Below are 25,230 nucleotides of genomic sequence, written 5' to 3'. Positions count from 1 at the left end.
AGGTCGGGGACGGGGGTACTCAGGGGGCCTCCTTCCGAATGGGATCGCTCGCGGCGGCCCGTGCCGCGGCGCTGCCGGGCGGATACAGCACCGGGGGCAGGGTGTTGGGGGCGTCGTGCACCCGGGTGATCGCGTCGACCAGGGCGGTCAGGACCGGTGCGGGGGCTGCTTCGCTCACCGAGATCGACCAGAACCGGCTGTCCTTGATGCCGTTGGCGTCCCAGCAGCCGTCCTGGCCCGACTGGAACGGATCGAGCATCCGGCCGGTGCGGTCGTGGTGGGTGGCTGATGCCTTGTCGCCGTTGGCGGCCAGGTAGTGGAACGGGTAGGCGCGCAGTCCGGGTGACCTCTGCCACCCGGCGTCGGCGAAGCCGTCGAGGGCGGTTGCCGGGTCGGCGGTGTCCCAGAAGTCGAACAGCGGGTGCTCGTCCTGGTGGAGGCGGGCGAGCGTGGTCGTGACCGCGGCCACGACCTCGATGGGCGTGTTGCGGTTGAGGTGCGCGCCCCAGAGCGGCTGGTCGAACGGCTCGTCGTGGACGAGCACCCGCCACGAGGGCCAGCTCCAGTGGGGGAAGACGTAGCCGACGTGGATCCGGTGGTCGGGGGTGACGGCCGTGGTGTTCTTCGCGGCGCGGGTGAGGTGGGCGCCGAGGTCGAGCAGGGGCTGCATCGCCCGGTCGAGGCCGTCGGGTGGCATGTCGGCGGCGTCCCAGTAGGTGGATGGGTCGCCGTACTTCTTGAACAGGTCCGTCTCCTTCAGGCAAGGGGGCCGGGCCGCCGGGCGGGCGGCGGCCCGGCCCTCGGCGGTCAGGCTTCGGCCTGCTCCGCGTCCACCGCCTCGGGGTCGGTCGTCCCCTCGGCGATCTGCCGCTCGGTCTCTGCGAGGCGCTGCTGGGCGATGCCGGCATAGTGCGGGGTGGCCTCCACGCCGACGAAGTTGCGGCCCTCCAGCAGGGCGGCGACTCCGGTGCTGCCGCTGCCGGCGCAGAAGTCGAGGATGGTCCCCTCCGGGCGGCAGATCTTGACCAGTTCCCGCATCACCGAGACGGGCTTCTGGGTGATGTGGACGCGGCCCGCCCGCGGCTGGGAGGCGGTGTAGAGGCCGGGCAGGTAGACGGGGTGGGCCTTACCGTCGATCGGGCCCTTGCTCCCCCACAGCACGAATTCACAATGCTGCGTAAACCTTCCCATTTGCGGCCGGGCGGCGGGCTTGTACCAGGCGAGTGCGCCGCGCCAGATCCATCCGCCGGCCTGCAGTGCGTCGCTCGTGGCGGCCAGCTGTCGCCAATCCGTGAAAACGAGGGCGACGCCGCCGTTCTTTGTCGCACGGTAGGACTCGGCCAGAAGCTGGGACAGCCAGTAGGTGTAGCTCCTCTGGTCCTTGTTCTCGCCGGGGAAATCGGCGAGGGAGTGGGCGGCATCCGCCGAGGTGTACTTCGCGCGGGCCGTTCGCCCGGTCCGCTCCTGGGCGGTGCGTCCGCCCGAGTTGTAGGGCGGATCAGTGATGACGGCGTCGATGGAGTTCGTGGGAATCGCGGCGAGCTGGATGAGGGCGTCGCCCTGGTGGATTTCGTAGGGCAAGGGGCGGACTGACCTCCTGGTCGGGGATGGGGAAGGCAGCCGGAACCCCGGTGTGACCTGGCCTTTCGGCTGGCGGCGGGAGGCCGGCGGGGCGGCTCCGAGTCGCTCGGGCTGCGGCTGCGTCAGGGAACCTAGCCCAGGTGCGGCTCGCAACCTAAAACGCGCTCCCGATCACCCTCGCGAAGATCGTTTTAGGTTGCGAGCCCCACTGCGCCTATCGTCTGCCACACCCCCGGAGATCACCCGGTCCGGATATGCCGTTTTAGGTTCCGAGCCGGTGCGGTTCTACCGTGGGGCCTCCCGGTCGATCACCGCCTTCTGCCTGCACGCCGACCATCACCTCGTTTTTGGTCGCGAGCCGAGAAGGCATTAGCGTCCGCCGGGAGCGCCGCCGGTATATCCCGGATCGCAGGGGCCGCATCGTTTTAGGTTGCGAGTCCTCGATTCGATACCTTCGGCCACCGCAAGCGAATTCCACCCCACTCATTCCAGGGGACACCCATGCCTTTTTCGAGATTACGAGCGCGGCTTGCTGCCGCTCCCGCCGGCCCGCCCGCCCGCACCCCGGCCGGGCGGGCCCCGCCCCGCACCCCGCCGCACGACCCGACAGGAGCCCCCGCCTTGCTCGCCCTCACCGCACGGATGCGGATGCCCAAGCCCCACCCGCCGGACCCCGGCTCCGCCCGGGCCGGAGGTGACGTCCGGGGGGCGCGATGAGCTTGCAGAAGTGGATCGGCGGCGGTCTCGCCGGCCTCCTCCTGGCGCCGTTCGCCATCGCCTTCCCCGCCTTGGCGGTCAGCGCCAACGACTCCACCAAGCCCGACACTTGTACCGGCCCCGGTCCACAGCCTGTGGACAGCGCGGCCGTCGCCGCCCAGGTCAAGGCGATCCTGGACGGCGCGACCGGGCAGGTCGGCCCGGTCGCCGGGCTGGACAACCCGGCCGTGCAGATCCCCTTCGCGAAGACGATCGTGGCGACGGGCATCTCGATGAACGTGTCCGCCCGCGGGCAGGTCGTCGCCCTGGCCACCGCGTTGCAGGAGTCGACCCTGCGGAACTTGTCCTACGGGGACCGGGATTCGCTCGGCTTGTTCCAGCAGCGCCCGTCGCAGGGCTGGGGCACGGCCGAGCAGATCCAGGACCCGGTGTACGCCTCGACCAAGTTCTACAAGGCGCTGCTGGAGGTTCCCGGCTGGGAGCAGCTGCCGGTCACCGTGGCGGCGCAGAAGGTCCAGCGGTCCGGCTATCCGGATGCCTACGCCAAGTGGGAGCCGCTGGCGACCGCTCTTCAGCAGGCCATCTCCCAGGTGCTGTCCGGGAGTTCGCCTCCCGCACCCACCCCTTCGCCGGGCGCGACCCCGTCGACCGGTCCGTCCGCACCGGCTACACCGAGCGGCTGCGGCACCGGAGGCGACGACGGAACGAACTGGGGCGTCATCCCGCCCGGCGTCCTGCCGGCCGGGTACCAGATCCCCACCGACGTCCCGCCGGCCGTGCAGAACGCCATCAAGTTCGCCCTCGGCCAGCTGGGCACGCCCTACCAGTGGGGCGGCACCTGCACCGACGCGCACGGCCAGGACCCGATGGGCCGGTGCGACTGCTCGTCCTTGACGCAGCAGGCGTACAAGGCCGGCGGCATCTCCATCGAACGCCGGACCTACGAGCAGGTCCACAACGGCACCGGCGTGAGCGTCGACGCCATCCGGCCGGGCGACCTGCTGTACACCCGGCCCGGCCCGGACGGCCCGGAGCACGTGGGCATGGCCATCGGCCAGGGTCTCGTGGTGCACGCACCAAAGACGGGCGACGTGGTCAAGATCTCCACGCTCGCGTCGTGGAAGGCCGACATCGTCGCCGCTCGCCGCATCGCCCCCTGACGGCAACTGACGTCCGTCTCAGCGCACTTCGCGCATCCTCCCCCTCCCGCGCGGCCTGCCCGCGCATCTTCCTGCCCTCTCTAGCTGTGGAGTGTGTTTGCTCACCTACTACCTCGCCGACGCCGCCACGCAGCTGGCGTACGATCCCGGCATCTCGCCGTCCGAGGGCGGCCTGCCCGGCCTGTCCGTCCTGAAGTCCACGGTCGGCTCGATCAACCTCTTCGCGATCATCGCGGTCGTCGGTGCGCTCTGCGTCAGCGGCATCGTCTGGGCCTGGGGCCACCACACCGGCTCGCACGGCAGCGAGCAGAAGGGGAAGCAGGGCGCCCTGGTCGCGGCGGGCTGCGCCCTTCTGCTGGGCGCCGCGAACGGCATCGTCACCTTCTTCAGCACGGTGGGGACCAGCGTCCACTGATGCCGAAGTCCTCGCCGTTCACCGGCCAGTCCCCCATGCTGCGCCGGCTGCTGATCGGCCTGGGCGTGCTCCTGGTCGTCGCCCTGCTGGCCGGGCTCACCGCCCGGCTGGCGGGCGGCGGCCACCGCGCCCCGAGCGCCGCCAACTCCCCCTCCGCCCCTTCCGCTTCCGCAACGTCCAGCTCCACGTCGCACGGCCCCGGCCCCACCCCCTCGGCCGCAGCTACACCAAGCGCGTCCGTCGTCGCCGCTCCGCCGCACACCAGCGACCCGATCGCGTACGCGAAGGCGTTCACCACCGCGCTGTGGAGCTACGACACCCGCACCGCGACCCAGCCCCAGCAGCTGGCCGGCCTCCGCGGCTGGCTCACCGATGAGAGCAAGTACGCCGACCCGGACGCCCTGGCCGCCCAGCTGCCCGACCCGGTCCTGTGGAGCCGGATGCGCGACAACGGCCAGCACGCCGTCGGCGAGGCTGCCGAGGCGCACCTGCCCGCCGCGTGGCAGCAGGCCATCGGCAAGGACCCGACGCAGCTCACCATCGCCTACGTCTACGCGGTCACCGTCACCGGCAAGCAGACCATCTCCTGGCTCGACGGCGGCCGGGGCGCCGAGGACCGCGCCATCACCCTGGCCGTCCAGTGCCGGCCGGGCCGCGACTGCGCGCTCGCCTCCATCGCCCCCACCGTCTACCCCTGACCTCCACCATCGTTCCCCACCAGAGGAGTTGATCGCCCCATCGGGTTCTGCGACATTCCCGGAACCGGCCTGCTCTGCGACGTCGTCGTCGGCGGTGTCAGCGACTCCGTCACCGACTCCATCGGCAACTGGGTCGCCAAGAGCGCCGGCGACCTCGCCAAGTCCGCGGTCGACCTCGCCTCCCGCGCCGTCGACAAGACGACCTCGGTCGACCTCGGCGCGGAATGGTTCCGCACCAACTACGCGACGATCCTCCCGATCGCGCTGGTCATGTTGGTGATGACCTTCATCCTCCAGCTGGTCCGGGCCGCATGGCGCCGCGACGGCCAGGCACTCACCCAGGCCGTCACCGGCACGGTGAGCGCAACGATCTTCGCCATGACCGCCATCAGTTTCACCGGTGTCTCCCTGGTCATCGTCGACGCCCTAAGCCGAGGGCTCTTCCAGATCGCCAACTCCAGCATGGACGACGCGGTCCGAAGGCTGGTCAAGGTGTCGATGATCGGCATCACGACGCCGCTCGGCTGGGCGATCCCCGCCCTGGTGGCACTCGGTTGCGCGGCCGGGGCGATCCTCTACTGGGGCGCGATGGTCCTGCGCAAGGTCACGATTCTCGTGCTCGTCGTGCTCGCCCCCTTCGCGGCGGCCGGCGGCGCGTGGGAGCCGACCCGCGACTGGCGCCGAAAGTGGATCGAGGCCACCGCCACGGTCGTCTTCAGCAAGCTGATCATGACGATCATCATGCTCGTCGGCGTCTCCGCACTCGGCCAGAGCGACACCAAGGACGGCATCCAGGCGTTGTCGGACATCATCGCCGGCCTCGTGGTCATGGCGCTGGTGCTGCTCTCCCCGATGGCGATCTACAAGTTCGTCCACTGGGCAGGCGACAGCGGCGGGCAGGCCCATGACCTGCACCGCAGCACCGCCACCGGCTTGCAGGTCGGCGCCGCGACCGCCCAGAAGGGCGCCCGGATGGCCGCGACCGCGGGTGCCGGCGGCGCGGGCGGAGCAGCGATGGGCGGAGGCGCTCCGCAGGGCCCGGCGCAGGTGCCCGGCCAGGACGCCCCGGCCGGCGGCAGTGCCGGCAGCTCGGGCTCCGGCGAAGGCTCGTCCCTGTCGCAGAGCAGCTTCCGCTTCCCCGGCACCTCCTCCGGAGGCGGCGGCGACGCGGTCGGAAAGGCTCTGATCACCCGACGTGCCCAGTCGGGCGGCGACCAGGGCCAGCCGCTGATCTCCCGGGCCCCGGCCTCCGGCCAGTCCGCCGGGGGTGGAGCGGGCGAGGGGTCAACCGCCAAGCCCGCGAGCGCAGTTGCTGCTGCGGCCTCGGGCGGGGGCGCCGCGCCGCAGGTCGTCTTCAGCGCCGCGCGTGGCGCCCGCGGCGCCGCCTCCCAGGCTCCTGCCGCCCCGCCGGCGTCCGCCGCCGGCCCCGCCACCCCGTCGGTGGCCGCCACCGGCCCGGCTGCGGCACCGAGCAGCCCCGTCGGTTCCCCGACGCCGCCGACCTCCTGACCAGCACCGGCCGGGGCCAGCGCCCGCCCGCGCGCCCCGGCCGGTACTCCCCGCCCTGACCGAAGGAGTGCCCCTGTCGGCCGACCTTCCCACACCGACCGTCCGCTTTCCCAGCCGATCCCGACGGGGAGTCCTGCTCGGGCTGACCGCCGCCCAGCTCACCGTCGTCGGCACTGCCGGCGCGATGCTCCTGGCGACCATGGTCGCCACCGGACTCGCCGGGGCCGCCCTCGCCACCCCGCTCTGGGCCCTGGCCGCCGCCCTCGTCGTCGTCCGCCTCCACAGCCGCTCCGTGGCAGATTGGGCCCCGATCCTCATCCGGTACTACCTCCGCCGCGCCAAGGGCCAGCTCGTCTGGCTCGCCCGGCCCGCCACCCGGCCCCGCCGCGACGGCCTGCTCCACCTGCCCGGCACCGACGCCAGCCTGCGCGCCGTCACCGCCCCCGGCGGTACGCTCGGCGCGATCCACAACCCGCAGAAGAACACCCTCACCGCCGTCATCCGGGTCAGCAGCCGCGCGTTCGCCCTGCTGGACCCCTCCACCCAGGCCGGCAACGTCAGCGCCTGGGGCCGGTGCCTGGCCTCGCTCGCCCGCACCGGCTACATCACCACCGTCCAGGTGATCGAGCGGACCGTCCCCGACAGCGGCGACGCCCTAGCCCGGTACTGGGCGGAGAACGGCCGCCCCGACGCTGCGGTCGCGGGCCCCGTCTACGAGGACCTCCTCGCCGCCGCAGGTCCGACCGCGGCCCCGCACGAGGCGTACATCGCGATCAGCCTGGACCTCAAGGGCGCCCGCCGCCTGATCGGCGAGGCCGGAGGCGGCCTGAGCGGTGCGTTCAGCGTCCTGTCCCAGCTGGTGCCCGGCTTCGAGCAGTCGCTGCGCAACGCCGGGCTCAACCCCCGCGGCTGGCTGAGCACCGGCGAGATCGCCGCCGTGATCCGCTCGGCCTACGACCCGAAGGCGCTCGCCAACCTGGAGCAGTGGTCGGAGACCGGCGAGGCCGTGGCCGACCCGGCCGCCGCCGGCCCCGTGGTGGTGGTCGAGGAACCAGGGCGTCTCACCACCGACACCGCCTGCCACGCGGTGTACTGGATCGAGCAGTGGCCCCGGTCCGAGGTCACCCACGGGTTCCTCCACCCGCTGGTGTTCGCCGGCGGCGCCCGCCGCACCCTCTCCCTCACCTACGGACCGCAGGCGCTGGACGCCGCGCTCAAGGCGGTGCAGCGCACCAAGTCGAGCATCATCGCCGACGCCGCCGAACGGGTCCGCAAGGGCCAGGTCGACTCCGAGGCCGACTCGATGGAGTACGCCGACGCCAAGCAGCACGAACGCGAGCTGATATCCGGGCACGCCGACGTCGACCTGACCGGCCTGGTGGTCGTCAGCGCCGACAATCCGGACGAGCTTCGCCGCGCCTGCGCCTCGATCGAGACCGCCGCCGCCGGCACCGGCCTGGACCCGCGGCTCCTGCGCTGGCAGCAGGCCGAGGCGTTCGCGCAGGCGGCCCTGCCGCTCGCCCGCACCTGACGGGAGGCAGCCGTGCACCACCACCCCAGCGACCACCGGCTCCTGCGCTTCGCGACCGCAGGCGTCGATGTCCACCACCACACCGCCATCCCGGAGCAAGAACCCGTCTCGCGAGGCGAGTTGGACGCGCTCCACGCCCACTGCGTCAGCTTGTTCGCGCTGCTCGACACCCACACCGGCACCACCCGGCCGCTCGCCCCGGCCGAGGCCGGGCACCTGCACGCCGCCCGCATCCGGCTCTGGCAGACCTGCGAGGCCCTCCACGACGCCTACCACCACGCCCCGCGCGCCGACGGGCGCCGCCCCACCCGCGAGGCGTGCGCGCTGCGGCTGCCGGAGGGCGCCCCGGACATGGTGATCTGCCAGCGCCACAGCACCACCTCCGGCCGCGTCCGGGTGATCGCCACCCCCTCCGAACTGCGCGGCACCCCGACCACAGCCCCTCGCACCTGACAGGAGAAACGTTCCTGCGCTCCGCCAGTGCCACCCCCCTGTTCACCCCGACCCGCTCGGACCGCTCCGCCCGCCGCCAGGCCAAGCGCGACCTCGCCGCCGCCCGCCGCACCGCCCGCCAGGCCGGCCGCCCCCACCGTCCGAAGAGCCGCCGCGAGGAGAACGCCGAACTCCTCCCCGCCTACCCCGCCGCCGGACGCCCCGGCCCCGCCTCCCTGCGCGGCGGCCGACTGCGACTGCCCGCCCACCGCATGACCACCGCGACCGCGTCGGCCGCCTACCCCTTCCTCGCCGAGGGCGGCCTCGGGTCCGCCGGCGTCCTCATCGGCCGCGACGTCCACGCCGAGGCGAGCTTCGTGTTCGACCCGTTCGCCCTCTACGGGAAAGTTGAAAACTTTACAAATCCGAACACGCTGGTCGCCGGCGTGATCGGCCAGGGCAAGTCGGCGCTGGCGAAGTCAATCGCCTTGCGCAGTACGGCGTTTGGCTACCGCGTCTACGTCCCGTGTGACCCGAAGGGGGAGTGGACGTCCGTCGCGGAGGCGATCGGCGGGACCACCATCGCGCTGGGGCCGGGCCTCAGCGGGAGGCTCAACCCCCTTGACGCTCCGGCGCCTCCGGCGGGGGTCGATCTGGCGGACTGGTCGGGCGAGGTCCGCAAGCGCCGGCTGCTGCTGCTCGGCTCGCTGGCCCGCACGGTTCTGAGGCGCGACCTGATGCCGATGGAGTACACCGCCATGGACATCGCTCTGGACGCGGTGGTCGACCGCTGCGCGCGTACGGGTCAGGTCCCGCTGCTGGGCGATGTCGCGGCCGTCCTCGGGCAGGCCGGGGTGCTGGACGCCGCGCTCGGCGACCCGACCCGGCGGGTCGGCGCAGCCGCCCAGGACCTCGCCCACGCCCTTCGCCGGCTGGTCAACGGTGACCTGGCGGGCATGTTCGACGCGCCGTCGACCGCGGCTTTCGACCCGAAGAGCCCGATGCTGACCATCGACCTCTCCCGGCTCGGCTCCACCGGTGACGACACCGCACTGACGCTGGCGATGACCTGCGCGTCCGCCTGGATGGAAGCGGCCCTGACCGACCCCAACGGGGGTCGCCGGTGGGTGATCTACGACGAGGCGTGGCGCGTGATGCGGCACGCGGCGCTGCTGGAGCGGATGCAGGCCCAGTGGAAGCTGAGCCGCGGATTGGGTATCGCGAACATGCTGATCATCCACCGCCTGTCCGACCTGCTGTCGGCCGGTGACGCGGGCTCGCGCACCCGGGCGCTCGCCGAGGGCCTGCTGACCGACTGCGCGACCCGCGTGATCTACCGGCAGGAGAGCGACCAGCTGGCCGCCACCGCCGGCCTGCTCGGCCTGAGCGGTGTCGAGACCGCGGCCATCGCCGCCCTCGGCAAGGGGCGAGGACTGTGGAAGGTGGCAGGGCGGTCGTTCGTTGTCCAACATCTGCTGCATCGTGCCGAGTTGGCACTGTTCGACACCGATGCCCGGATGCATGCGGCCCCGGAAGCGGCATGACCACGCCCGGCCGTCTTCGGCTCCACGGGGTGATCGACCCCGGTCCGATCGGGCCCGATGTCATCGTCCCACAGGCCGGCCTCGGCGCGGGCGGAATCCTTCAACACGCCGGGGCCACCGCGCCGGGCCCAGCGGCTCCCGCCCCGGCCGGCTACCTCCACCACCGCTGACCGCCAGGAGTCGTCATCGCCCACGTCACCATCGCCCACCTGCCCGACCGGCAGACGGTCGTCGCCGACCCCCCAGACCGGCGCGCCGCGTACTGGCTGGAGCAGGCCGGCTTCGTCCGCGACGACGCTCTGCAGCTGCACCGCATCCGCCAATGGACCGGCCTGTCCACCATCGAGGGGCAGATCCGGGACGCCCGGCGCCTGCTCGCCAACGCCGAGTACGGGATCACCCGGGTGTACAGCGTGGACGAGCAGCGTCTGCACGCCGATCCCCCGCCGATCCTGGCGACGCCGACGTCGCCGGGCCCGCCCCGCACCCTCAGCGACCGCAACCTGTCACTGCACCTGGTGAACGCGGACATCGCCGCCGGCCACATGGTGCTCCACGCGCACCACCAGGAGCCGGAGGGTTCGATCGAGCTGCTGGTCGACTACCCCGGCGCCGGCCAGGCTGCGGCGTTCTACACCGAGCGGGGCAGCGGCTACTACGGCGCCAGCCGCCACCCCACCCTCGCCGCCGCACGCGAGCAGTGGACCTCCTACGGCTACGCGGCCGAGGCCCCGGTGCCCGGCGCTTCACGTGCAGCTGCCGCCCGCCGGACCTCCCCGGCGGTGCTCGGCCGGCCGGGCGCGCTCCCGGCCTCGGTGCCGCACCCGGTGAACACCGCGGAGGCCAGCGATTGGAGCCGGTCCCCGTTCTGACCGGCCCTCACCAACTCACCTGTTTCGCCTATCTCTTGGAGACGCATGCCGACCATGACGCTCACCCGCCAGGACGCCCGACTGGAGGCCGCCCTCGGCCAGAGCCTCACCGCCCTGACCGCCACCCAGGCCCGGGTGGACGCGGAGACCGCGCGGGTGCTCGACACGCACCGTGCGCTGGTGGCCGCCGAGACCGCGGTGTCCTTCCAGCGCGTGCGGCTGATCAACGTCGCCGCCGCCCAGCGGCGCGTCGACGACGCCGTCCTCGACGAGCTGGACGCGCAGCTGGAGAAGCTGGAGGAGACGGCGGAGGAGCGTGACGTGCTGGAGGCCGACCTGGTGCGGCTGCTCCAGGCTCGCGAGGAGCTGGCGAAGCGGAAGGCCGCCGAGGGCGTACCGGCCACCGGCCCGGCTCCGGCGCCCGTGCTGGCCGTTCCGGCCCCGGCCCGGCACCGCTGAGCGGGAGCCCGGTGCCCACGACGACAGGGCCCGGCGCCTCCCCCGGCCTGGTGGCGTTCGGCTGGGACTACGACCACGGCGAGTTCGTCGTGTTGAACGGCCGGGTACCCCAGCCCGCCCGTGAGGCGGTCTACCAGGCCGGGTTCTCCAGGCGCGGCGACGCGCTGGACTGCTGGCACCAGCGCAGGAGCGTCGACCCGCACGAGCAGATCCGCAGCGCGGCGCGACTCGTCGACCGGCTGGTCGCGGCCCGGGTGCCGGTCGCCAACTGGCACCACCCCGAGCAGCGCAACGGAGACCTGGCCGAGCTCTACCGGTGGCTGCAGGACGAGGGCCCCTTCCCTGACGCCGATCGCGTCGCCGACCAGGCCCGGACGGTCGTCGCCGCAGACCTCGCCGCCGGCCGCCTGAACGCTCCTGGCCGGGACCTCGCCAACGAGCTGGTGTCCGGCGCCGTCGTCGTGGAGGCGATGCAGACCTTCGACGACGTCGGGTGGTGGCTGGCCCGCTCTCCGGAGGGCGCCGACACCTACTCGCACATGATCCTGCGGCGCGACCCCGGCCTCGGCTACTTCAACATCACCGACCACTACGCCACTTGGTACGGGCAAGCCCGCCGCGACTTCCGGGCGACGTACCTGCGGGACACCACCCACCCGCCCGCCGCCCGCGCCCAGGCCGCCCGTCCATCACGCCGGGCACGGATGGCAGCCTCCCCCGCCAGCGCACCGCTCCCTCCGGGACCGGCAACCCGCCGCCACGCTGCCCGCTGACCGCCCCCCTTCCTGGAGAACACCGCGTGCCCCACCAGCAACCCGCCGGCGTCACCTTCCGCCGCCTGGCCTCCGCCGGGATCACCGCCACCACCGCCAGCCGCGACCCGACCGTACTCGACGCCCTGGCCGCCGCCGGGTTCCGCCTCGGCCTCCCTGACGCCCCGGAGCGCTACTCCCTGGCCGAGCACGACCCGATCGCCCAGTCCCGGAAGGCAGCCCAACTCGCAGCGACCCTTCGGGAGATGGGCGTCCCGGTCACCTCCCGCTCCCCTCAGCTGTCCGGCCTCGAAGGCGCCGCCGTCGTCATCTCCCCCTCGTCGGCAGCGCGTGCCGCCGCCCGCACCACGACCACGGCGCCCGGAGCAGCCGCATCCGACCAGCCCCGACCCGCTGTGCCCACGTCCCCGCCGCCGGCGCCGGCCGCCCGCCGCTGACCGCGTCCACCATCTGCCCCGAGGAGCAGCGCATCACCCCCGAGCACGTCTCCATCACCCGCGATCCGGCGTTCGGCGTCGTCGCCGAGGTCGGCCCCGACGCCTCACCGACCGCCCACACCCTGCTCGCCCGCGCGGGCTTCCGCCAGCTCGCCGACGGGCGCCACGCCCTCGACCGCAGCGACCAGAACATCTTCCTGCACGCCCGGCAGACCACCGCCGCCCTGCGCCGAGCCGGGGTCAAGGTCGCCGCGGACCCCGCCTTCGACTACAACGACGCGGCCCGGGCCGCCCCCGACAGCCCGGCCGCCCGCGCCGCCGGCCCCGATGCCGTCGTCCAGGCCAGCGCCCCGGCACCGCCCCGCGGCTTCGACGTCCACGTCGGCCGGCACCCGCAGCTGGGCATCGTCGCCACCAACCCACACAGCAATCCGGCCGCCGCCCACGCGCTCGCCGAGGCCGGCTTCACCCGCACCGGCGGGCACCCGACCCTCTACGTCATGGACGAGCCCGAGTACGAGGGCGACAAGCGTGCCACCACCGCCGTCGCCGCGCTGCGGGACAAGGGGCTACGGGTCGGCAGTGACCTCGCCTTCGAGCCGCTGTCCGACCAGTACGTGACGACCGACCCGTTCGCCACCCGGCTGATCGAGGAGATGAACCGCACTCCTGCCTCGCCCGCCGCGCAGCCGACCCGGGTCGCGCAGAACGAGGACCCCTTCGAGACCCGCGTGTTCAAGGCGCCCGTCCTCGGGCCCGTCACCCCCGCGGCGGCGGACCCGTTCGGCACGGTTGTCCATCCGTCGGCCGGTCCGAGCCGTGACGACCAGCACGCGGACGCCGTGCTGCACGACCGGGCGGCGCTGAGTGCCGAGATCGCCTCCCGGCTGCGGGCGATCGAGGACCAGGTCCGCACCAACCCGGGCAGCGTCGACTTCGCCCGGGTCGAGGCGGTGATCGGCGAGGCCACCACCGTGCTCGCCGGCGCGGGCAAGGACCTCGCCGCCGTCGCGGCCCGCCCCGCCGCCGCACCGGCCGCCCGCACGAGCGGGCCGGCCAGCCCCCGCGCCCGCGCCGCGCTCGCCACCAGCGGCCGACTCCGCTCCTCCGCCGCCCTGCATGCCAGCGCCGCTGCGACCACGGCTGCGTCCGCCCCAGCCGTCGACCCGCGCATCGCATGGGCGTCGAAAAACACCAACTCCCGTTAACCGCAAGGAGAATAGCCCTGGCTGTCAAGAAGATGTGGCCCGTCGAGCACGACTGCGGACACGAAGTTGATCATGATCTGTCCTCGCGTCCCGCCGACAAGCGCGCCGGCTACGCCCGCTGGCTCGCCACCCGCTCCTGCCGCGACTGCTGGCTCGCCTCGCGCAAGGAGGACACCGCCGAGCGCGAGGCGTGGATCGCCGCCCGCCGCGCCGAGGAGCAGGAGGCCGCCACCGAGTGGGCCGGCCGGTTCGGCATGCCGCCGCTGGAGGGCCCCGCGCGTGCCATCGCCTGGGGCGAGCGCTGCCGGCACCAGCTGGTGGCCGCAGCCTACGAGGCCCTGGTGGCCGAGGGCACGGTCACCGAGGACGGCTGGCTGGCCATCGAGCAGCAGCTGCGCACGCTGGACAAGGCCAGCTGGTGGATCGACCAGCGCGAGAGCGAACCGGCCGACCTGCCCGAGCTGGCCGCCGCCGCCACCAGCGCGGACCGCGTCACCGAGAACCCGAACTGAGCGCCGGCCCCGGATCGTCCCGGATCGCGGCGGCCTCCTCCCTCGTCGTGCAGGTCCTGCGCGCCGAACAGGCCGCCGCCCGGCCGGCCCCGACGCACCGCGCCGCCGAGGCCCCCCGCACCGCCGCACCGGCCCGGTGACCCGCCCTCCCCTCCCTGGAGCTCCCCCTGCCCACACCTCAAGCACCCACCGGCCACCGGCCCGAACCGGTCGCCATCCGCCGCGGCCGGTACGGCAGCGTCGAGGTGTCCGGACCGGCCGACGCGCTCGCCCTTATCGCTCCGCTGCGCTTCCGAGCTCCGGTGACCGAGGGCGGCCCGGCCCGGCGGTCCGTCCCGGAGGGCCCCCTGGACCGGCAGGCGGTCGCCGCCGAGGCTGCGGTGTGGCTCCGGGACGGCGAGTGGAGCGTCGACCTCGACCCCGCGCTGCAGGGCACCGCCCGCAGCACCGAGGCCCTCACGCTGCTGACGGACGTCTCCACCGCCTTCGCCGAACTCACGGACCTGATCGGCGAGATGGAGGACGCGGGTGAGCTGGCCGACCTCCTCGGCCAGCTCACCACCGGCCCGGGCAGCGCCATGAACGGCCTGGAGCAGACCCTGCGGGCCTGCGCCGAGCAGGTCCGCGCCACGACCTCGCCCGGTCACCACGACCTCGTCGACCGGATTCGCGCCGAGGCCGCCCTCACCGGCCAGGCGGCGGACAACCTCGCCCAGTGGTCCTCCGGCCTGGACGCCGTCCGGCCCTCTCCGCGGTCCGGTGCCGCGACCTCCGCCTCACCGCGAAGGCCCCCGGCAGAAGCCGCCCCCACCGCCACGTCTGCGCTCCCACGCTCCGCCCGCACGCCCCGCTCCCGCTGAACGCCCCCAGGAGACGCACTGCCCACCCCCAATTCGGAACGTCTGTACCACTTCTACGTCGACGGCAGCGAGCACGGGCCCTATCCGGGCATGGTCGACCCCCGCGGGAGTTCCGGCTACCTCTGGCCCTACTGCAGCCCCGCCTTCTCCCGGCCGGTGGCCGAGCGCATCCTGGTTGACCTGGACGCCGACAACTGCGGGCTGACCGGCCGTTGGGACGGCGACGCGCTGGTCTTCGAGTGGACACCCGACTACGACGGGGACGGCGGCACAGAGACCGTCGCCCCGGACGAGCACGGCCGGTATTCCATCGGTGGTCGATGGCCCTGGGACTACGACGGACCGCTCGACGCCGCCGAGCGGCACCAGGCCGCACTCGCCCGCTCCACCGCACGCCTGGGCAGCAGCATGCCCCCGGCCGCGGAGCCGGTAGCCGCCTCGGTTGGCCGGGCGGGCACACCGGCCCCGGGACGGTGACGTGCACCCCACGATCGCCCGGTACGCCTCCACCCGCGACCTGATCGCCTCCGCCACGGCCGCCGCCGCCCAGCAGCGGCACCGCCTGCGGCTCATCGACGCCTGGCGGCCCGTCGCGGACCTGCCCGGGTTCGACCAGGCGGCGTTCGCCACCGAACTGGCCGCGCACCTCCCCCCGCCGGCCGGGCCCGCAGCTGCCGTTCGCACCCGGCTGGTGTGGCAGTGCACCCTGCGCGCCGACCCCGACGCCGCAGGCCCTGCGGACCACCGCTTCCAGGAGACCGCCCGGCGCATCCTGGTCGCCACCGGCATCGCCGCCGACGGTGACCCGGCCTCGTGCCGGTGGGCGCTACTGCGGCTCGGCGATCACGAGGCCCGCCTCGTCGCACCGCTCGCCCGGCCGGACGGCACCCTCGTGGACACCGGCCGCGACCGCTCCCTCGCCCTGGCCGTCTGCCAGCTCGCTGAGAGCCGCCACACCGGCACCCACCGCCCCCGCGCGGCGGCGGCCGGCACCGCCGGCCGCCGGACCGGTCTCCTCCCCACCCCTTCTCCCGTCGTCACCGCCGCGGCCCAAGCCGGTCGGCGCCCGTAGAAAGAGGACCGTTGTCCGACGCCCGCACCGCAGGCCCCCTCGATGCCGCCGAACAGGCCATCGCCCGCGCCGGCCGCGCCTTCGCCGAGATCGTCGAAATCGCCCCGTCGCTGACGGCCCACGAGGCCGCCGAGGTCCTGCTGGGCCTCACCCTGATGCCCGGCGCGGTTCAGCAACTCGCCAACGCGGTCACGGAGATCGGCCGCCAGGTCGCCCAGCAGTACGGCGACCGTCCGCCCCTGTGGGAGCCGCTGCTCACCGAGGCCACCGCCATCTCCGCCGCGGCCTTCCGCACCGCCGCCACCGCTGACGCCATCGCCGAGGCCGCGGACGAGACCACCCGCAGCCGGGCCGCCACCACCCAGTCCCCGGCGCTGCGGGCCGCCGGCACCACGGCTGCCGTCCACCTCGCCCCCGCCGTCGCCGTGCCGCCGCACCCGCGCATCGTCGAACCTCCCCACCGCTGACACTCCGAGGACCCCACCGTTGCCCACCTCACCCCCGGCCGCCGCTCAGGACGAGGTGCTCGTCCGCCCCCGCCACCTCGCCGGGCCCGGGCCCCTGCCGGTCCTGCAACCGCTACTCCACCTCCACGAGTGGCCATACACGGTCGACGAATCCCTCGCCCAAGTGGTCGCCAGCAGCCCGGACCGGCGCGTAGAGATCGCCATGGAGCCGCACCGGGTCTTCCACCTCTACCGGGTCAGCGTCCGCAAGCACCCGACGGACGAAGTCCCCTACTGGCAGGCCACGTTCACCAAAGACACCCCAGGGGAGATTGTCGGTGCATTCGTCCAGGCCATCGCGGCCGACGGCTACACGATGCGGGACGAGATCGTCGCAGAACCGACCGCCTCGCCGACGACCGCCTGGCGCCCCCTGTTGAAGGCCGGCTGGCAGCTCCAGGACGACCCCGACTTCGTGCGCCTCACCTCGCCGGACGGCACCACCAGCTTCAGGTACTCACCCACCTCGACCGACGACAAGTGCGGGGAAGGCGTGGGGGCCTGGATGGCAGAAGCCTCCTTCGGCCCCGCCTGGAGCGACCAGTGGACGATCGTGCTCGGCCACTCAACGCCCGTGCGGTACCTGGCGATCCTGGCCTCTGCCATCGCCGACCCCACCCCCGTGGTCCGCCGCCGCAGCACCCTGTCCGAGGCCGCGCTGCCAAAGCTGGCCTCCTGGGCCGCCCGGCCCGCCGACCCCATGCGCCGGTTCACCGCCGTCGAGTACGTAGGCGCCATGTTCAACCCCCGCCACCCCGGCCATGGCCATCCCCCACGCCGCTGACCAGGAAGGACTCCCCTGTCCGACCCCACCGAGATCGTCTTCGCCCGCTTCCCCCTGCGGGAGGGCTCCACCACCACCGGCAACGCCTGGGCCCAGGCCACCGACCTGGCCAGCCGAGCTCTCCTCGCCCGCGCCGGATTCTCCACCGACGGCCTCAGCGCGATCTTCACCGCCGAGGACGCCGGCCACGGCGATGTCAACCAGCGCATCCGCCTCGCCGAACAGCTCCTCACCGACGCCGGATACGCCACCCGGGTGGTGCCCCCGCTCCCGATCCGCAGGATCGAGAACACCTTCGGCGAAAGGGACTTGGCCTACCTCCAGTCCCGGCTCGTGCAGGCGACCGCCCAGGTCCACCGGGCCACCACAGCGGAGGATGTCACCGCGGTGGCGCTCGCGGTCATGGACCCCGAAAGCGGCCTGCTGGAGCGGCTCACCGCGCTGCTGGACACCGCCTCCCAGCGGCTGGAGACCCTCGCCGATCTGGACCTGCTGCCCGAGTCGGCCATGTCCGGGGCCCTGCAGGACGCGAGCGCCCAGCTCACCACCGCGGGCTACCGCATCGCCGAGGCCCAGCTGGCCAGCCCGGATGAGACCCACGAGCCGTCTCCGGCCCCGGCCGCGCCCCGCGCCGCTGCGGCCCGCGCCCGCACGACACCGCCCGCGCGTCCCGCAGCCCTGACCGGTACAACCCCCGTGCCGCCCGCCACCCTCACACCTGCGTCGGCCAAGGCTTCCGCCTCCCGCTGACCACCCATCCCCGCCGGCTGAACACACGCCGGCCACCGGGCCGATCACCCACGTCTCGGGCCTGCGTCCCGCCGTGATCGCCGCCCGCTCCCCGCCCGCTCCGGGCACCTGCCGACGCGCGCCCCTGCCCGGCAGGCCGAACCCCCGCCAAGGAACCGCTCCTGCCCGCCTCGCCCAAGTCCCCTTCTGCCAGCCCCGGCTCCGATGCCCTCCTCTACGCGCTCATCGGCGCGGGCGTCGTGGTCGCGGTCTTCGGCACCTTCGCCTGGCTCGGGGGCAACACCGCCACCGCCGCCACCGCCGCCACCGCCCCGTGGGCCCCGTTCCAGCCGGTCGACGCAGCCCTCCACCCCGACCGGGCCTTCCCCCACCTCAGCCCGCTCCTGCTGCTGATCAGCACCCGCATCGCCCCGGCACTGCTGTCGATCGCGCTCGGCGCCGCCGGCCTGCTGCTGTGGTCCAAGCACCGTCGCAGGCCGACCGGCCTCGCAGGCCGGGGCGAACTGGCGCCGCTGCTGCCCGCTGAGATCACCGCCAAGGCAAGGGACCTGCGCCCCAGCCTCTCCAAGGCCAAGCCGCGCGAGATCAGCCCGGACGACACCGGCGTCCTGCTCGGCGACCTCGCCCCCAGCGGCCCCGAGGTCCGCTCCAACTGGGAGGACGTCTGCGTCGCGATCATGGCGCCGCGTTCCGGCAAGACGACCAGCATCGCCGTCCCGGCCATCCTGCGCGCCCCCGGCCCTGTGCTCCTCACCTCGAACAAGGCGGCCCGGGACGCCTACACGGCTTGTCTTAGAGGCCCGGGCCGAGGCCGGGCGGGTGTGGACGATGGATCCGCAGCAGATCGCCCACACCCCGCAGGCCATGTGGTGGGACATCCTGGCCGACGCCAAGGACCTCCCGGGTGCTCGCCGGCTGGCCGGGCACTTCGTCGCCGCGGCCGTCGACGAGTCCTCTCAGGGTGACTTCTGGAGCACCGCCGCACAGAACACCCTGTGCGCCCTGTTCCTCGCCGCGGGCTGCGACCGCCGGCCGATCACCCACGTCCTCAAGTGGCTCGCGGTGCCGTCCGACCGAACCCCGGTCGACCTCCTCCGCGAGCACCAGATGATTGCCATCGCGGACCAGCTCCAGGGCACCGTCTCGGGCGCCGTCGAGACCCGCGACGGCATTTTTGAAACCGCACGGCAATATGCCGCCTGCCTTCTCGATCCGCAGATTTCCAAATGGGTCACCCCGAATCCTGACCTGCCGGAGTTCAAGCCGGAGGAGTTCGTCACCCGCAAGGACTCCCTTTTCCTGCTGTCCAAGGACGGCGGCGGATCGGCAAGCGCCCTCATCGCGGCTGCGGCGGACTCCGTCATGCGCACCGCGGTCATCGAGGCCGAACGCTCCGGAGGGCGTCTCGACCCGCCGCTCCTGGCCATTCTGGACGAGGCGGCAAACGTCTGCAAAATCGGGGACCTTCCCGACCTGTATTCCCACCTCGGATCGCGCGGCGTCATCCCGATCACCATTCTGCAGAGCTACCGCCAGGGCCAGAAAGTGTGGGGCGAGGCAGGAATGGACGCGATGTGGAGCGCGGCCACCATCAAACTGGTCGGCTCCGGCATCGACGACGCCGATTTCGCTGACAAGCTCTCGCGCCTGGTCGGCGACCACGACGTGGAGACGGTTTCTCACTCCACGTCGGAATCGGGTCGCTCCACGTCCGTCAGCATGCGCCAGGAGCGCATTCTCCCACCCGATCAGATTCGTGCCCTGAAAAAGGGAAGCGCGCTTCTCTTCGCGACCGGTCTGCGCCCGGCACTGCTGACTCTGCGGCCCTGGTACAAGGAGCCCGGCGCTGCAGAGGTCGGCGCGGCCTCCTCCCGGCAGACCTCTCTGATCACCGAGCGGGCGATGGCCAAGGCCGGTGGCGCCGCATGATCTACACCACCGAACCGGCAACTCGAATTCTGTCGCTAGGCGCTGGCGTACAATCGACCTGTCTGCTTCTCCTGTCGGCACTGGGTGAGCTTCCGAAACTCGACTACGCCATTTTCTCGGACACCGGATGGGAACCGGCGAAGGTTTATGGTCATCTGGACGAGGTGGAGCGGAAGATCGCCCGGCCGGCCAACATACCGATCCTGCGCGTGTCGTCCGGGAACATTCGCCAGGATGCCCTTGACCCGGCCCATCGCTTTGCCTCGATGCCACTCTACATTCTTAACCGGGACGGCAGTCCGGGAATGACTCGACGGCAATGTACCGGTGAGTACAAAATCAAGCCGATAAAGCGGCAGGTCCGTCAGATCCTAGGGTACCCGCACCCGGCTCGTGTGCCGAACGGGATCTACGCGGAGCAGTGGATCGGCATCAGCACGGACGAATTCCACCGGGCGAAGGACTCCGATGTCCGGTACACCCGGCACACGTTTCCCCTGCTCGATCTCGGCTTGTCCCGCGCCGACTGCATCAAGCTCCTCGCCGACCACGGATGGGGATCGACTCCGAAATCCGCCTGCCTCGGATGCCCATTCCACGGAAATGCGCAATGGCGGGAAATTCGCGACACATCTCCCGAGGAGTGGGCGGATGTCGTGGAATTCGACGCCGCGATCCGGGCCGGGAACGCGCGGGCGAACGCGGACGGGAGGCCGCTACTGGGGCAGGCGTACCTGCACCGCTCGCGCCTGCCACTCGACCAGGCACCGATCGACAAGCTGACCCGGGCAGAACTGCGTTCCCTGCAGGCGCAGTTGGACCTGGGTGAGGACGAGCTGGAGAACGGGCCCGCAGACGGCTGCTCGCCCTTCAGCTGCCGCTCGGGCGAGGCAGTCGCATGACGTCTCCGGCCACCGCCACCCCGCACCTCGACCGGCTGCACCGCGCCAGCCAGGACGCCGACCTCGGGAGCGTCCTGGCCGGTGTGGAGGAAGACCTCCTCGCACCACTGCACCAGGTGCTGGAGCAGGCCGCCGAGGTGTTCCGGCGGCGGGGCGACCTTCGCTCCGCCGCCGCTCTCGACGCCCACGCGGCCACCGTCGAGGGCGTCGGCGACGAACTCCACTGGCTGGCAGAAGACTTGACCAGCCCACCTCGTGCACCCCGCGCCACCGCCGCGAACATCCGCCCGGCCGGCGCTTCCTCCGCTGCTGTCTCGGAGCCGGTGCGTGCCGCAGGGCCGGCCCCGCAGACGGCCCGCTCACGCTGACCCCACCCCCACTACCAGGAGGTTCCTCTGTCTCCCTGGATCAAGTCTGTCGACCAGGCCACGGCCCTGCGGCTGCTCAGCCCGCTGCCGGACGGCACCGTCGCCGGTCTCAAGCAGGTGGCCCGGCGCGGTGACATGGTCGTCACCGCCGAGCTGTCGCAGACCATCCGGGCGGACACCTGGGACGGCGTGAGCGTCAGGATCGTCTCCCCGGCCGCCGGCGCGGTCGACGCGACCTGGTTCGGCTTCGCCGAGCACGGCGTGTTCAACGAGAAGAACCGAGCGCAGTCCGCCCGGGACGGCGGCGCGGAGCTCACCCCCTACAACGCCGAGTTCATGCTGACCTACGACGGCATCGATGCCTACCGCCTCCGGGAAGCCGTCGCCGACTACACCTCCGTCTTCCTGCCACCGCCCGCCCCGGAGTTCGCCGCCGCCACCCAGCTGGGCGTTCTCAACGCCACAGCACGGTGGCTGGACCATCTCGGCTCCATCGACCCGCAGGGCCTGGCCGGGCGCGCGTTCGCCCACGCCGAGATCCTGCGGGAGATCGTGGGCGAGATTCACGTCGGCCTGCTGCCGCTGACGGGCGAACTGCGAGATTCGGACAGCTCGGCGATCAAGCTGCCCGACGGGCTGGCCGCGCTGAGCAGGGTCAGCACCGCGCTGACCGATCTCGCGCGCAGCGCCGAAGAGGCCAGCCACACCGACCAGGCGACGCTGTTCCGCGAGCACGCGCGGTCGCTGGACGCGATCAACGCCGAGATTTCGGCTGACTTGGCCGCCGCCCCGCCGCGGAGCCGGAGGACCGGCCGCGCCGGGGCCGCCCGAGCCGGGAACGCCGCGGTGGCGGTGGCGGTATCGGCACCCGCGACCGGTACGACGGCCCCGACCACACCCCGGCAGCCCGCCCGACCTTCCCACTGAGCACCCCATCCTGCCTTCTGCACAACGGAGTTGACATCAACAACGACCTCCCCTTCCTGCCGATCAACCGCGCGGACGGCAGCTGGTACCTGGCGGTGGGCTCCGGCCGTATCCGGATCCGCGACGAGGCCCTCGTCGAGGACCTCGACCGGCTGCGCGACCTGATGGCCGCCGCCCATCCACGCGAGGAGGTGACGCCGCGGTGACGCCCACCAGCCGGGACATGAGCCCGCAGCTGGAGGCCGAGCAGGCGGTGCTCGGCGCCTGCCTGCTCGATCCGTCGCAGGTCGGTGCACTGACAGGGTGGCTGGAGCCCCGGCACTTCTACCGTCCTGCGCACGAGGGATTCTTCGCGATCCTGCTCGCCCAGCACGCGGCTGGCCACCCGGCCCTCGCCCCGGACTCCGGGGACGAGCAGAACAAGGACTGGGCGCTGACTGCCATCGCCACCGCGGCCCGCGATGTCCCCGGATTCAGCGCCAGCTACGGCCACACCCTGGCCTCGACGTGCCCGCGGTCCGAACACGCGGCCAGCTACGGCAGGATGGTGCTGGAGACAGCCGTCCGGCGAGCGCTCGAAGAGCACGCCCACCGGCTGCTCGCCGCAGCCGGGAGCGATTCGGTGGAGGCCACCGTGGAGCTGACGGGTGCCCTGCACGCCGTCATCCAACGCCTCGCCGACGCCTGGGGCACGGTCGACCAACGGTCCCGCCGACCACTGCCCACCCCGCCCTCACCTGGAGCCGCCCCCAGCGCGGTCGAGGCGGCCCGGCAGCACGAACAGGCACTGCTCTCCAGCCTCCTCGGCGCACCCCGGCAGATCCCCCAGATCGCCTCCTGGCTCACCGGCGAGGACTTCACCGACCCCGGCCACCGCGCCGTCTACCTGGCCATGGCCGCTCTCGCGCACCGACGCGAGGCGGTCGACGAACTGACGGTGCTGTGGGAGGTCCAGCGGCGCGGGGCGCTGGCCGCCGGCGTGATCTCCGTGGCCCGGGTCCGGGAGGTCTGCGCGGAGGGGATGCCCGGCGATCCGGCCTACTGGGCGGAGCACGTCCTGCGGGGTGCACTGCTGCGCGCCGCCGCGACCTCGGCCGGAATCGTCCGGGTGATGGCGTTGGACGCCTCCATCGCCGCAGGCCCGCTGCTCGGCTCGGCCATCCGGGCGCTGGCCCCCGCCGACCGCGTGCAGGACCGGCTGCGCGCCGCGACCGCCACCCCCGCGGAGCGAGGCGGGCCCGTCGTCCTCGGTACCGCCCGGCGCAAGGGTGCCGCCCTGAGCCGCAGCCCCACACCACCGCCCGCCCCGCCGGCCCGGTCCGCCGACCGGGCTAGCGAGCCCGTCGCCCGCACCCGCCGCTGACCTCCGGAGAATCCCACTGCCTCCCACCACCGCCCACCCCCGCGCCCAGTCCGTGCACCGGCTGCACGCGGCGGCCGAAACCATCGACCACCTCACGACCCAACTCCCGCGCGCCTACCGTGAGGAGGGCGTGCCCGGTCTGGAGGAACTGGCCGAGCACACCCGGGCGATCCGTGACTGCCAGGACGACCTGATGAACGTCACCGCAGCCCTGCACCACCCCCATGCCCAGAGTGCCGACCGCGCCGTCGTCCGCTCCCTGACCGCGGCGACCGCACAGCTGGGTGAGGCGCTCGGCGCGCTCGGCAGGGCCACCGCCGTGGTCGGGCGCCTCTACGAGATCGACGGTGTCGGCGGCCCGCGCGCAGACGAGGTTCGCGAACGCGGCTCGCAGCAGCTCAACTTGGCGCTCTCGCGGACCCGCCTCGCCCTGACCGGTGCCTGCGAGGACCTGCGCCGCGATGCCCGCTCGCTCGCCGGCCCCGTCGCCGGCCTCGCCCACCGGCCGGGCCCGCGTGCTGTCGCCGCCACCGCCCGGACCGCCGCCGGAACGGGCGCGCCGACGCTCACGTCGCTGCCGGCCCGAGCCGGACAGCACAGCGCCGTCGCGGGGCGGCGCCGGTGAGGCCCCTGGCCGCCGCCCGCCCCGCGACGTTCGGCGGAGCCGTGTCCGCCGCCGCGCCCTCCGACTACCGCAACGACCTGTCGGTGGTCGCCGGGATGTTGCGCGCCCTCGGGCACAACGCCGCCGCCACCCCCTTGGGAGCCGTCGCCGACATCCCCGACCGCGACGCCCTGCTGGGGCAGTGCCGCCAGGCACAGGCGTTCATCCGGCACTGCGGCGAGAGCGCCGAGCACTACCGCCGTCAGCTGCCGGCGGACAACCCGTCCGCGGTGGCGCTGGCCGGCGCGTACGAGACCGCGATGAGCCGCGCCGCCACCGTCCACCGGCACCTCGGTGCCGCCCTCGACCTCTCGATCAAGTGCGCAACGACCGCCCCGGCCAAGCCGCGCAGCCACGCCGAGAAGCTGGCCCTGCGCCGGGCCGAGCACACGGCCAGCGCTCTGGAGAGCGCGGACCGGTGTGCGGCCCAGGGCGCCGAGGAAGTACTCGCCTTCACCGACCGCCTCGCGCCCGTCCCGACGGCGGCTGCCGCCGAGGCCGCGGTCGTAGTCGGCTCGTCGGCCACCGCGCCCACCAGGAGCCGCCGTTGACCACCAACTCCCCGTCGCCCGTCGCGCCCGGGCTCAGCCAGGCCGACCTCGACACACTTGGCTCGCTCGCCGAAGACCTGGCCGCCTTCGCCGGGGCGATCCCCGCGCCGACGCCGAACGAGCCCCTGCCCGAAGTCCGGGAGCTGGCCTGGCCGATGATCCGTCTGCACGAGCTGACCACGATCCCGCTGGACGAGACCTTCTTCCGCGCGACCACCACCGCCGGCCCCGACTCCGGGCTCGGCGTCTTCACCGCCACGACGACGGCCCTCACCCTCGCCCAGGCCGCTCTGGCCCGGGCGGCGAACCTGCTCACCGAGGCAGCGCCGACACCCGAGACGCAGCGCAGCGCCCGTCGCTCTCTCGGCACCGCCAGCGAGGCCGTGCGCTCGGTGGCCGAGGCGCTGCGCGAGAGCGTGCACACCGCCTCCGGCCTTCCCGAGGTCACCACCCTCGCCTCCCGCCGCCCCGCGGCCCTGCCCGCCGCCGGCCACCCGCCTGCCGCAGGCGACTCCGAGCGCCGCGTGGACGCAGCCCTTCGCCGCTCGCCCGCCCTGGTGCTGGTCTCCCCGCCCGCCGAGCGCCCGGCACCGCCGACCGGTCCCGCGCCGTCGGCGACGGTCGTACCGCTGCGGCGAACCTGACACCCACGCCACGCACTCCCGGTTCCACCTCACCCGCCGACGTACCGAATCTGCCTGTCCAC

29 protein-coding genes and 1 pseudogene are annotated in these 25,230 nt (G+C 73.3%); 27 read left to right on the top strand and 3 right to left on the bottom strand.

The annotated features are described in order from the left end of the window. Positions 1-19: 19 nt before the first annotated feature. Both ACWDRR_RS18570 and ACWDRR_RS18565 read right to left on the bottom strand, forming a co-directional pair. Complete coding sequence (locus ACWDRR_RS18570) at positions 20-697, bottom strand: DUF317 domain-containing protein (RefSeq protein WP_449773255.1); 678 nt, start codon at positions 695-697, stop codon at positions 20-22. Positions 698-807: 110 nt separating this feature from the next. Beyond that, positions 808-1,581, bottom strand: a complete 774-nt coding sequence (locus ACWDRR_RS18565; protein WP_449773254.1) for a DNA-methyltransferase — start codon at positions 1,579-1,581, stop codon at positions 808-810. 713 nt (positions 1,582-2,294) lie between these two features. On the opposite strand from ACWDRR_RS18565, the gene ACWDRR_RS18560 reads away from it, so the two are divergent. The 11 genes from ACWDRR_RS18560 (at position 2,295) to ACWDRR_RS18510 (ending at position 12,128) form a co-directional block, all read left to right on the top strand. After that, the gene (locus tag ACWDRR_RS18560) at positions 2,295-3,458 is read left to right on the top strand and encodes a C40 family peptidase (RefSeq protein ID WP_449773253.1); all 1,164 of its coding nucleotides are present in this window, start codon (positions 2,295-2,297) and stop codon (positions 3,456-3,458) included. Between the two features lie 97 nt (positions 3,459-3,555). Next, positions 3,556-3,873 (top strand): DUF6112 family protein, encoded by a 318-nt coding sequence (locus tag ACWDRR_RS18555; protein ID WP_449773252.1) that lies wholly within the window; start codon positions 3,556-3,558, stop codon positions 3,871-3,873. Continuing rightward, positions 3,873-4,571 (top strand): hypothetical protein, encoded by a 699-nt coding sequence (locus ACWDRR_RS18550; protein ID WP_449773251.1) that lies wholly within the window; start codon positions 3,873-3,875, stop codon positions 4,569-4,571. The genes ACWDRR_RS18555 and ACWDRR_RS18550 overlap by 1 nt, the downstream gene beginning before the upstream one ends. A 39-nt stretch (positions 4,572-4,610) precedes the next feature. Next, positions 4,611-6,080: an SCO6881 family protein gene (locus ACWDRR_RS18545; protein ID WP_449773329.1), complete on the top strand. Its 1,470-nt coding sequence runs from the start codon at positions 4,611-4,613 to the stop codon at positions 6,078-6,080. Between the two features lie 67 nt (positions 6,081-6,147). Continuing rightward, positions 6,148-7,611, top strand: coding sequence for an SCO6880 family protein (locus ACWDRR_RS18540; RefSeq protein WP_449773250.1), 1,464 nt, complete (start codon positions 6,148-6,150; stop codon positions 7,609-7,611). Positions 7,612-7,623: 12 nt separating this feature from the next. Further along, positions 7,624-8,064, top strand: a complete 441-nt coding sequence (locus tag ACWDRR_RS18535; RefSeq protein WP_449773249.1) for a DUF6238 family protein — start codon at positions 7,624-7,626, stop codon at positions 8,062-8,064. 251 nt (positions 8,065-8,315) lie between these two features. Further along, positions 8,316-9,587 (top strand): ATP-binding protein, encoded by a 1,272-nt coding sequence (locus ACWDRR_RS18530; protein WP_449773248.1) that lies wholly within the window; start codon positions 8,316-8,318, stop codon positions 9,585-9,587. A 413-nt stretch (positions 9,588-10,000) separates the two neighbouring features. Then, positions 10,001-10,459 carry a hypothetical protein gene (locus tag ACWDRR_RS18525; RefSeq protein WP_449773247.1) on the top strand — a complete coding sequence of 153 codons (459 nt, stop codon included), beginning with the start codon at positions 10,001-10,003 and terminating at the stop codon, positions 10,457-10,459. Positions 10,460-10,504: 45 nt separating this feature from the next. Next, positions 10,505-10,918: a hypothetical protein gene (locus tag ACWDRR_RS18520; RefSeq protein ID WP_449773246.1), complete on the top strand. Its 414-nt coding sequence runs from the start codon at positions 10,505-10,507 to the stop codon at positions 10,916-10,918. Between the two features lie 11 nt (positions 10,919-10,929). Then, entirely contained in the window at positions 10,930-11,691 is a 762-nt protein-coding gene (locus ACWDRR_RS18515) for a hypothetical protein (RefSeq protein WP_449773245.1), read from the top strand. Positions 11,692-11,717: 26 nt separating this feature from the next. After that, a complete protein-coding gene (locus ACWDRR_RS18510) occupies positions 11,718-12,128 on the top strand; it encodes a hypothetical protein (RefSeq protein WP_449773244.1) in 411 nt (136 codons plus the stop codon). Positions 12,129-12,232: 104 nt separating this feature from the next. Here ACWDRR_RS18510 and ACWDRR_RS18505 read toward each other — a convergent pair whose 3' ends face one another. Further along, entirely contained in the window at positions 12,233-12,613 is a 381-nt protein-coding gene (locus tag ACWDRR_RS18505; protein WP_449773243.1) for a hypothetical protein, read from the bottom strand. 15 nt (positions 12,614-12,628) lie between these two features. Here ACWDRR_RS18505 and ACWDRR_RS18500 point away from each other — a divergent pair, with 15 nt between their 5' ends. The 16 genes and pseudogenes from ACWDRR_RS18500 (at position 12,629) to ACWDRR_RS18425 (ending at position 25,168) form a co-directional block, all read left to right on the top strand. Next, on the top strand, positions 12,629-13,336 hold the full coding sequence (locus tag ACWDRR_RS18500) for a hypothetical protein (RefSeq protein ID WP_449773242.1): 708 nt from the start codon (positions 12,629-12,631) through the stop codon (positions 13,334-13,336). A 32-nt stretch (positions 13,337-13,368) separates the two neighbouring features. Continuing rightward, positions 13,369-13,848, top strand: coding sequence for a hypothetical protein (locus ACWDRR_RS18495; protein WP_449773241.1), 480 nt, complete (start codon positions 13,369-13,371; stop codon positions 13,846-13,848). Positions 13,849-14,093: 245 nt separating this feature from the next. Beyond that, positions 14,094-14,708: a hypothetical protein gene (locus ACWDRR_RS18490; RefSeq protein WP_449773240.1), complete on the top strand. Its 615-nt coding sequence runs from the start codon at positions 14,094-14,096 to the stop codon at positions 14,706-14,708. Positions 14,709-14,798: 90 nt separating this feature from the next. Next, complete coding sequence (locus tag ACWDRR_RS18485) at positions 14,799-15,185, top strand: hypothetical protein (protein WP_449773239.1); 387 nt, start codon at positions 14,799-14,801, stop codon at positions 15,183-15,185. Between the two features lies 1 nt (position 15,186). Next, complete coding sequence (locus ACWDRR_RS18480) at positions 15,187-15,780, top strand: hypothetical protein (RefSeq protein ID WP_449773238.1); 594 nt, start codon at positions 15,187-15,189, stop codon at positions 15,778-15,780. Between the two features lie 11 nt (positions 15,781-15,791). Then, positions 15,792-16,247 carry a hypothetical protein gene (locus ACWDRR_RS18475; RefSeq protein WP_449773237.1) on the top strand — a complete coding sequence of 152 codons (456 nt, stop codon included), beginning with the start codon at positions 15,792-15,794 and terminating at the stop codon, positions 16,245-16,247. 19 nt (positions 16,248-16,266) lie between these two features. Further along, positions 16,267-17,070, top strand: coding sequence for a DUF317 domain-containing protein (locus ACWDRR_RS18470; RefSeq protein ID WP_449773236.1), 804 nt, complete (start codon positions 16,267-16,269; stop codon positions 17,068-17,070). A 255-nt stretch (positions 17,071-17,325) separates the two neighbouring features. Beyond that, positions 17,326-17,820 (top strand): hypothetical protein, encoded by a 495-nt coding sequence (locus ACWDRR_RS18465; RefSeq protein ID WP_449773235.1) that lies wholly within the window; start codon positions 17,326-17,328, stop codon positions 17,818-17,820. Between the two features lie 161 nt (positions 17,821-17,981). Then, positions 17,982-19,749: pseudogene (locus tag ACWDRR_RS18460) on the top strand (type IV secretory system conjugative DNA transfer family protein). A gap of 62 nt (positions 19,750-19,811) precedes the next feature. Next, positions 19,812-20,651 (top strand): hypothetical protein, encoded by an 840-nt coding sequence (locus tag ACWDRR_RS18455; RefSeq protein WP_449773328.1) that lies wholly within the window; start codon positions 19,812-19,814, stop codon positions 20,649-20,651. Beyond that, positions 20,648-21,019, top strand: a complete 372-nt coding sequence (locus ACWDRR_RS18450; protein ID WP_449773234.1) for a hypothetical protein — start codon at positions 20,648-20,650, stop codon at positions 21,017-21,019. The genes ACWDRR_RS18455 and ACWDRR_RS18450 overlap by 4 nt, the downstream gene beginning before the upstream one ends. 135 nt (positions 21,020-21,154) lie before the next feature. Then, positions 21,155-21,946 carry a hypothetical protein gene (locus ACWDRR_RS18445; RefSeq protein WP_449773233.1) on the top strand — a complete coding sequence of 264 codons (792 nt, stop codon included), beginning with the start codon at positions 21,155-21,157 and terminating at the stop codon, positions 21,944-21,946. A gap of 202 nt (positions 21,947-22,148) precedes the next feature. Further along, the gene (locus ACWDRR_RS18440; RefSeq protein WP_449773232.1) at positions 22,149-23,309 is read left to right on the top strand and encodes a DnaB-like helicase N-terminal domain-containing protein; all 1,161 of its coding nucleotides are present in this window, start codon (positions 22,149-22,151) and stop codon (positions 23,307-23,309) included. A 52-nt stretch (positions 23,310-23,361) separates the two neighbouring features. Continuing rightward, complete coding sequence (locus ACWDRR_RS18435; protein ID WP_449773231.1) at positions 23,362-23,934, top strand: hypothetical protein; 573 nt, start codon at positions 23,362-23,364, stop codon at positions 23,932-23,934. Then, positions 23,931-24,524 carry a hypothetical protein gene (locus tag ACWDRR_RS18430; protein WP_449773230.1) on the top strand — a complete coding sequence of 198 codons (594 nt, stop codon included), beginning with the start codon at positions 23,931-23,933 and terminating at the stop codon, positions 24,522-24,524. The genes ACWDRR_RS18435 and ACWDRR_RS18430 overlap by 4 nt, the downstream gene beginning before the upstream one ends. Continuing rightward, complete coding sequence (locus ACWDRR_RS18425; RefSeq protein WP_449773229.1) at positions 24,521-25,168, top strand: hypothetical protein; 648 nt, start codon at positions 24,521-24,523, stop codon at positions 25,166-25,168. The genes ACWDRR_RS18430 and ACWDRR_RS18425 overlap by 4 nt, the downstream gene beginning before the upstream one ends. Positions 25,169-25,230: the final 62 nt, after the last annotated feature.

The organism is Kitasatospora sp. NPDC003701 (assembly GCF_053587085.1).
The sequence above is the reverse complement of the archived record's forward strand: the minus strand, read 5'-3'. Positions and strand labels throughout refer to the sequence as shown.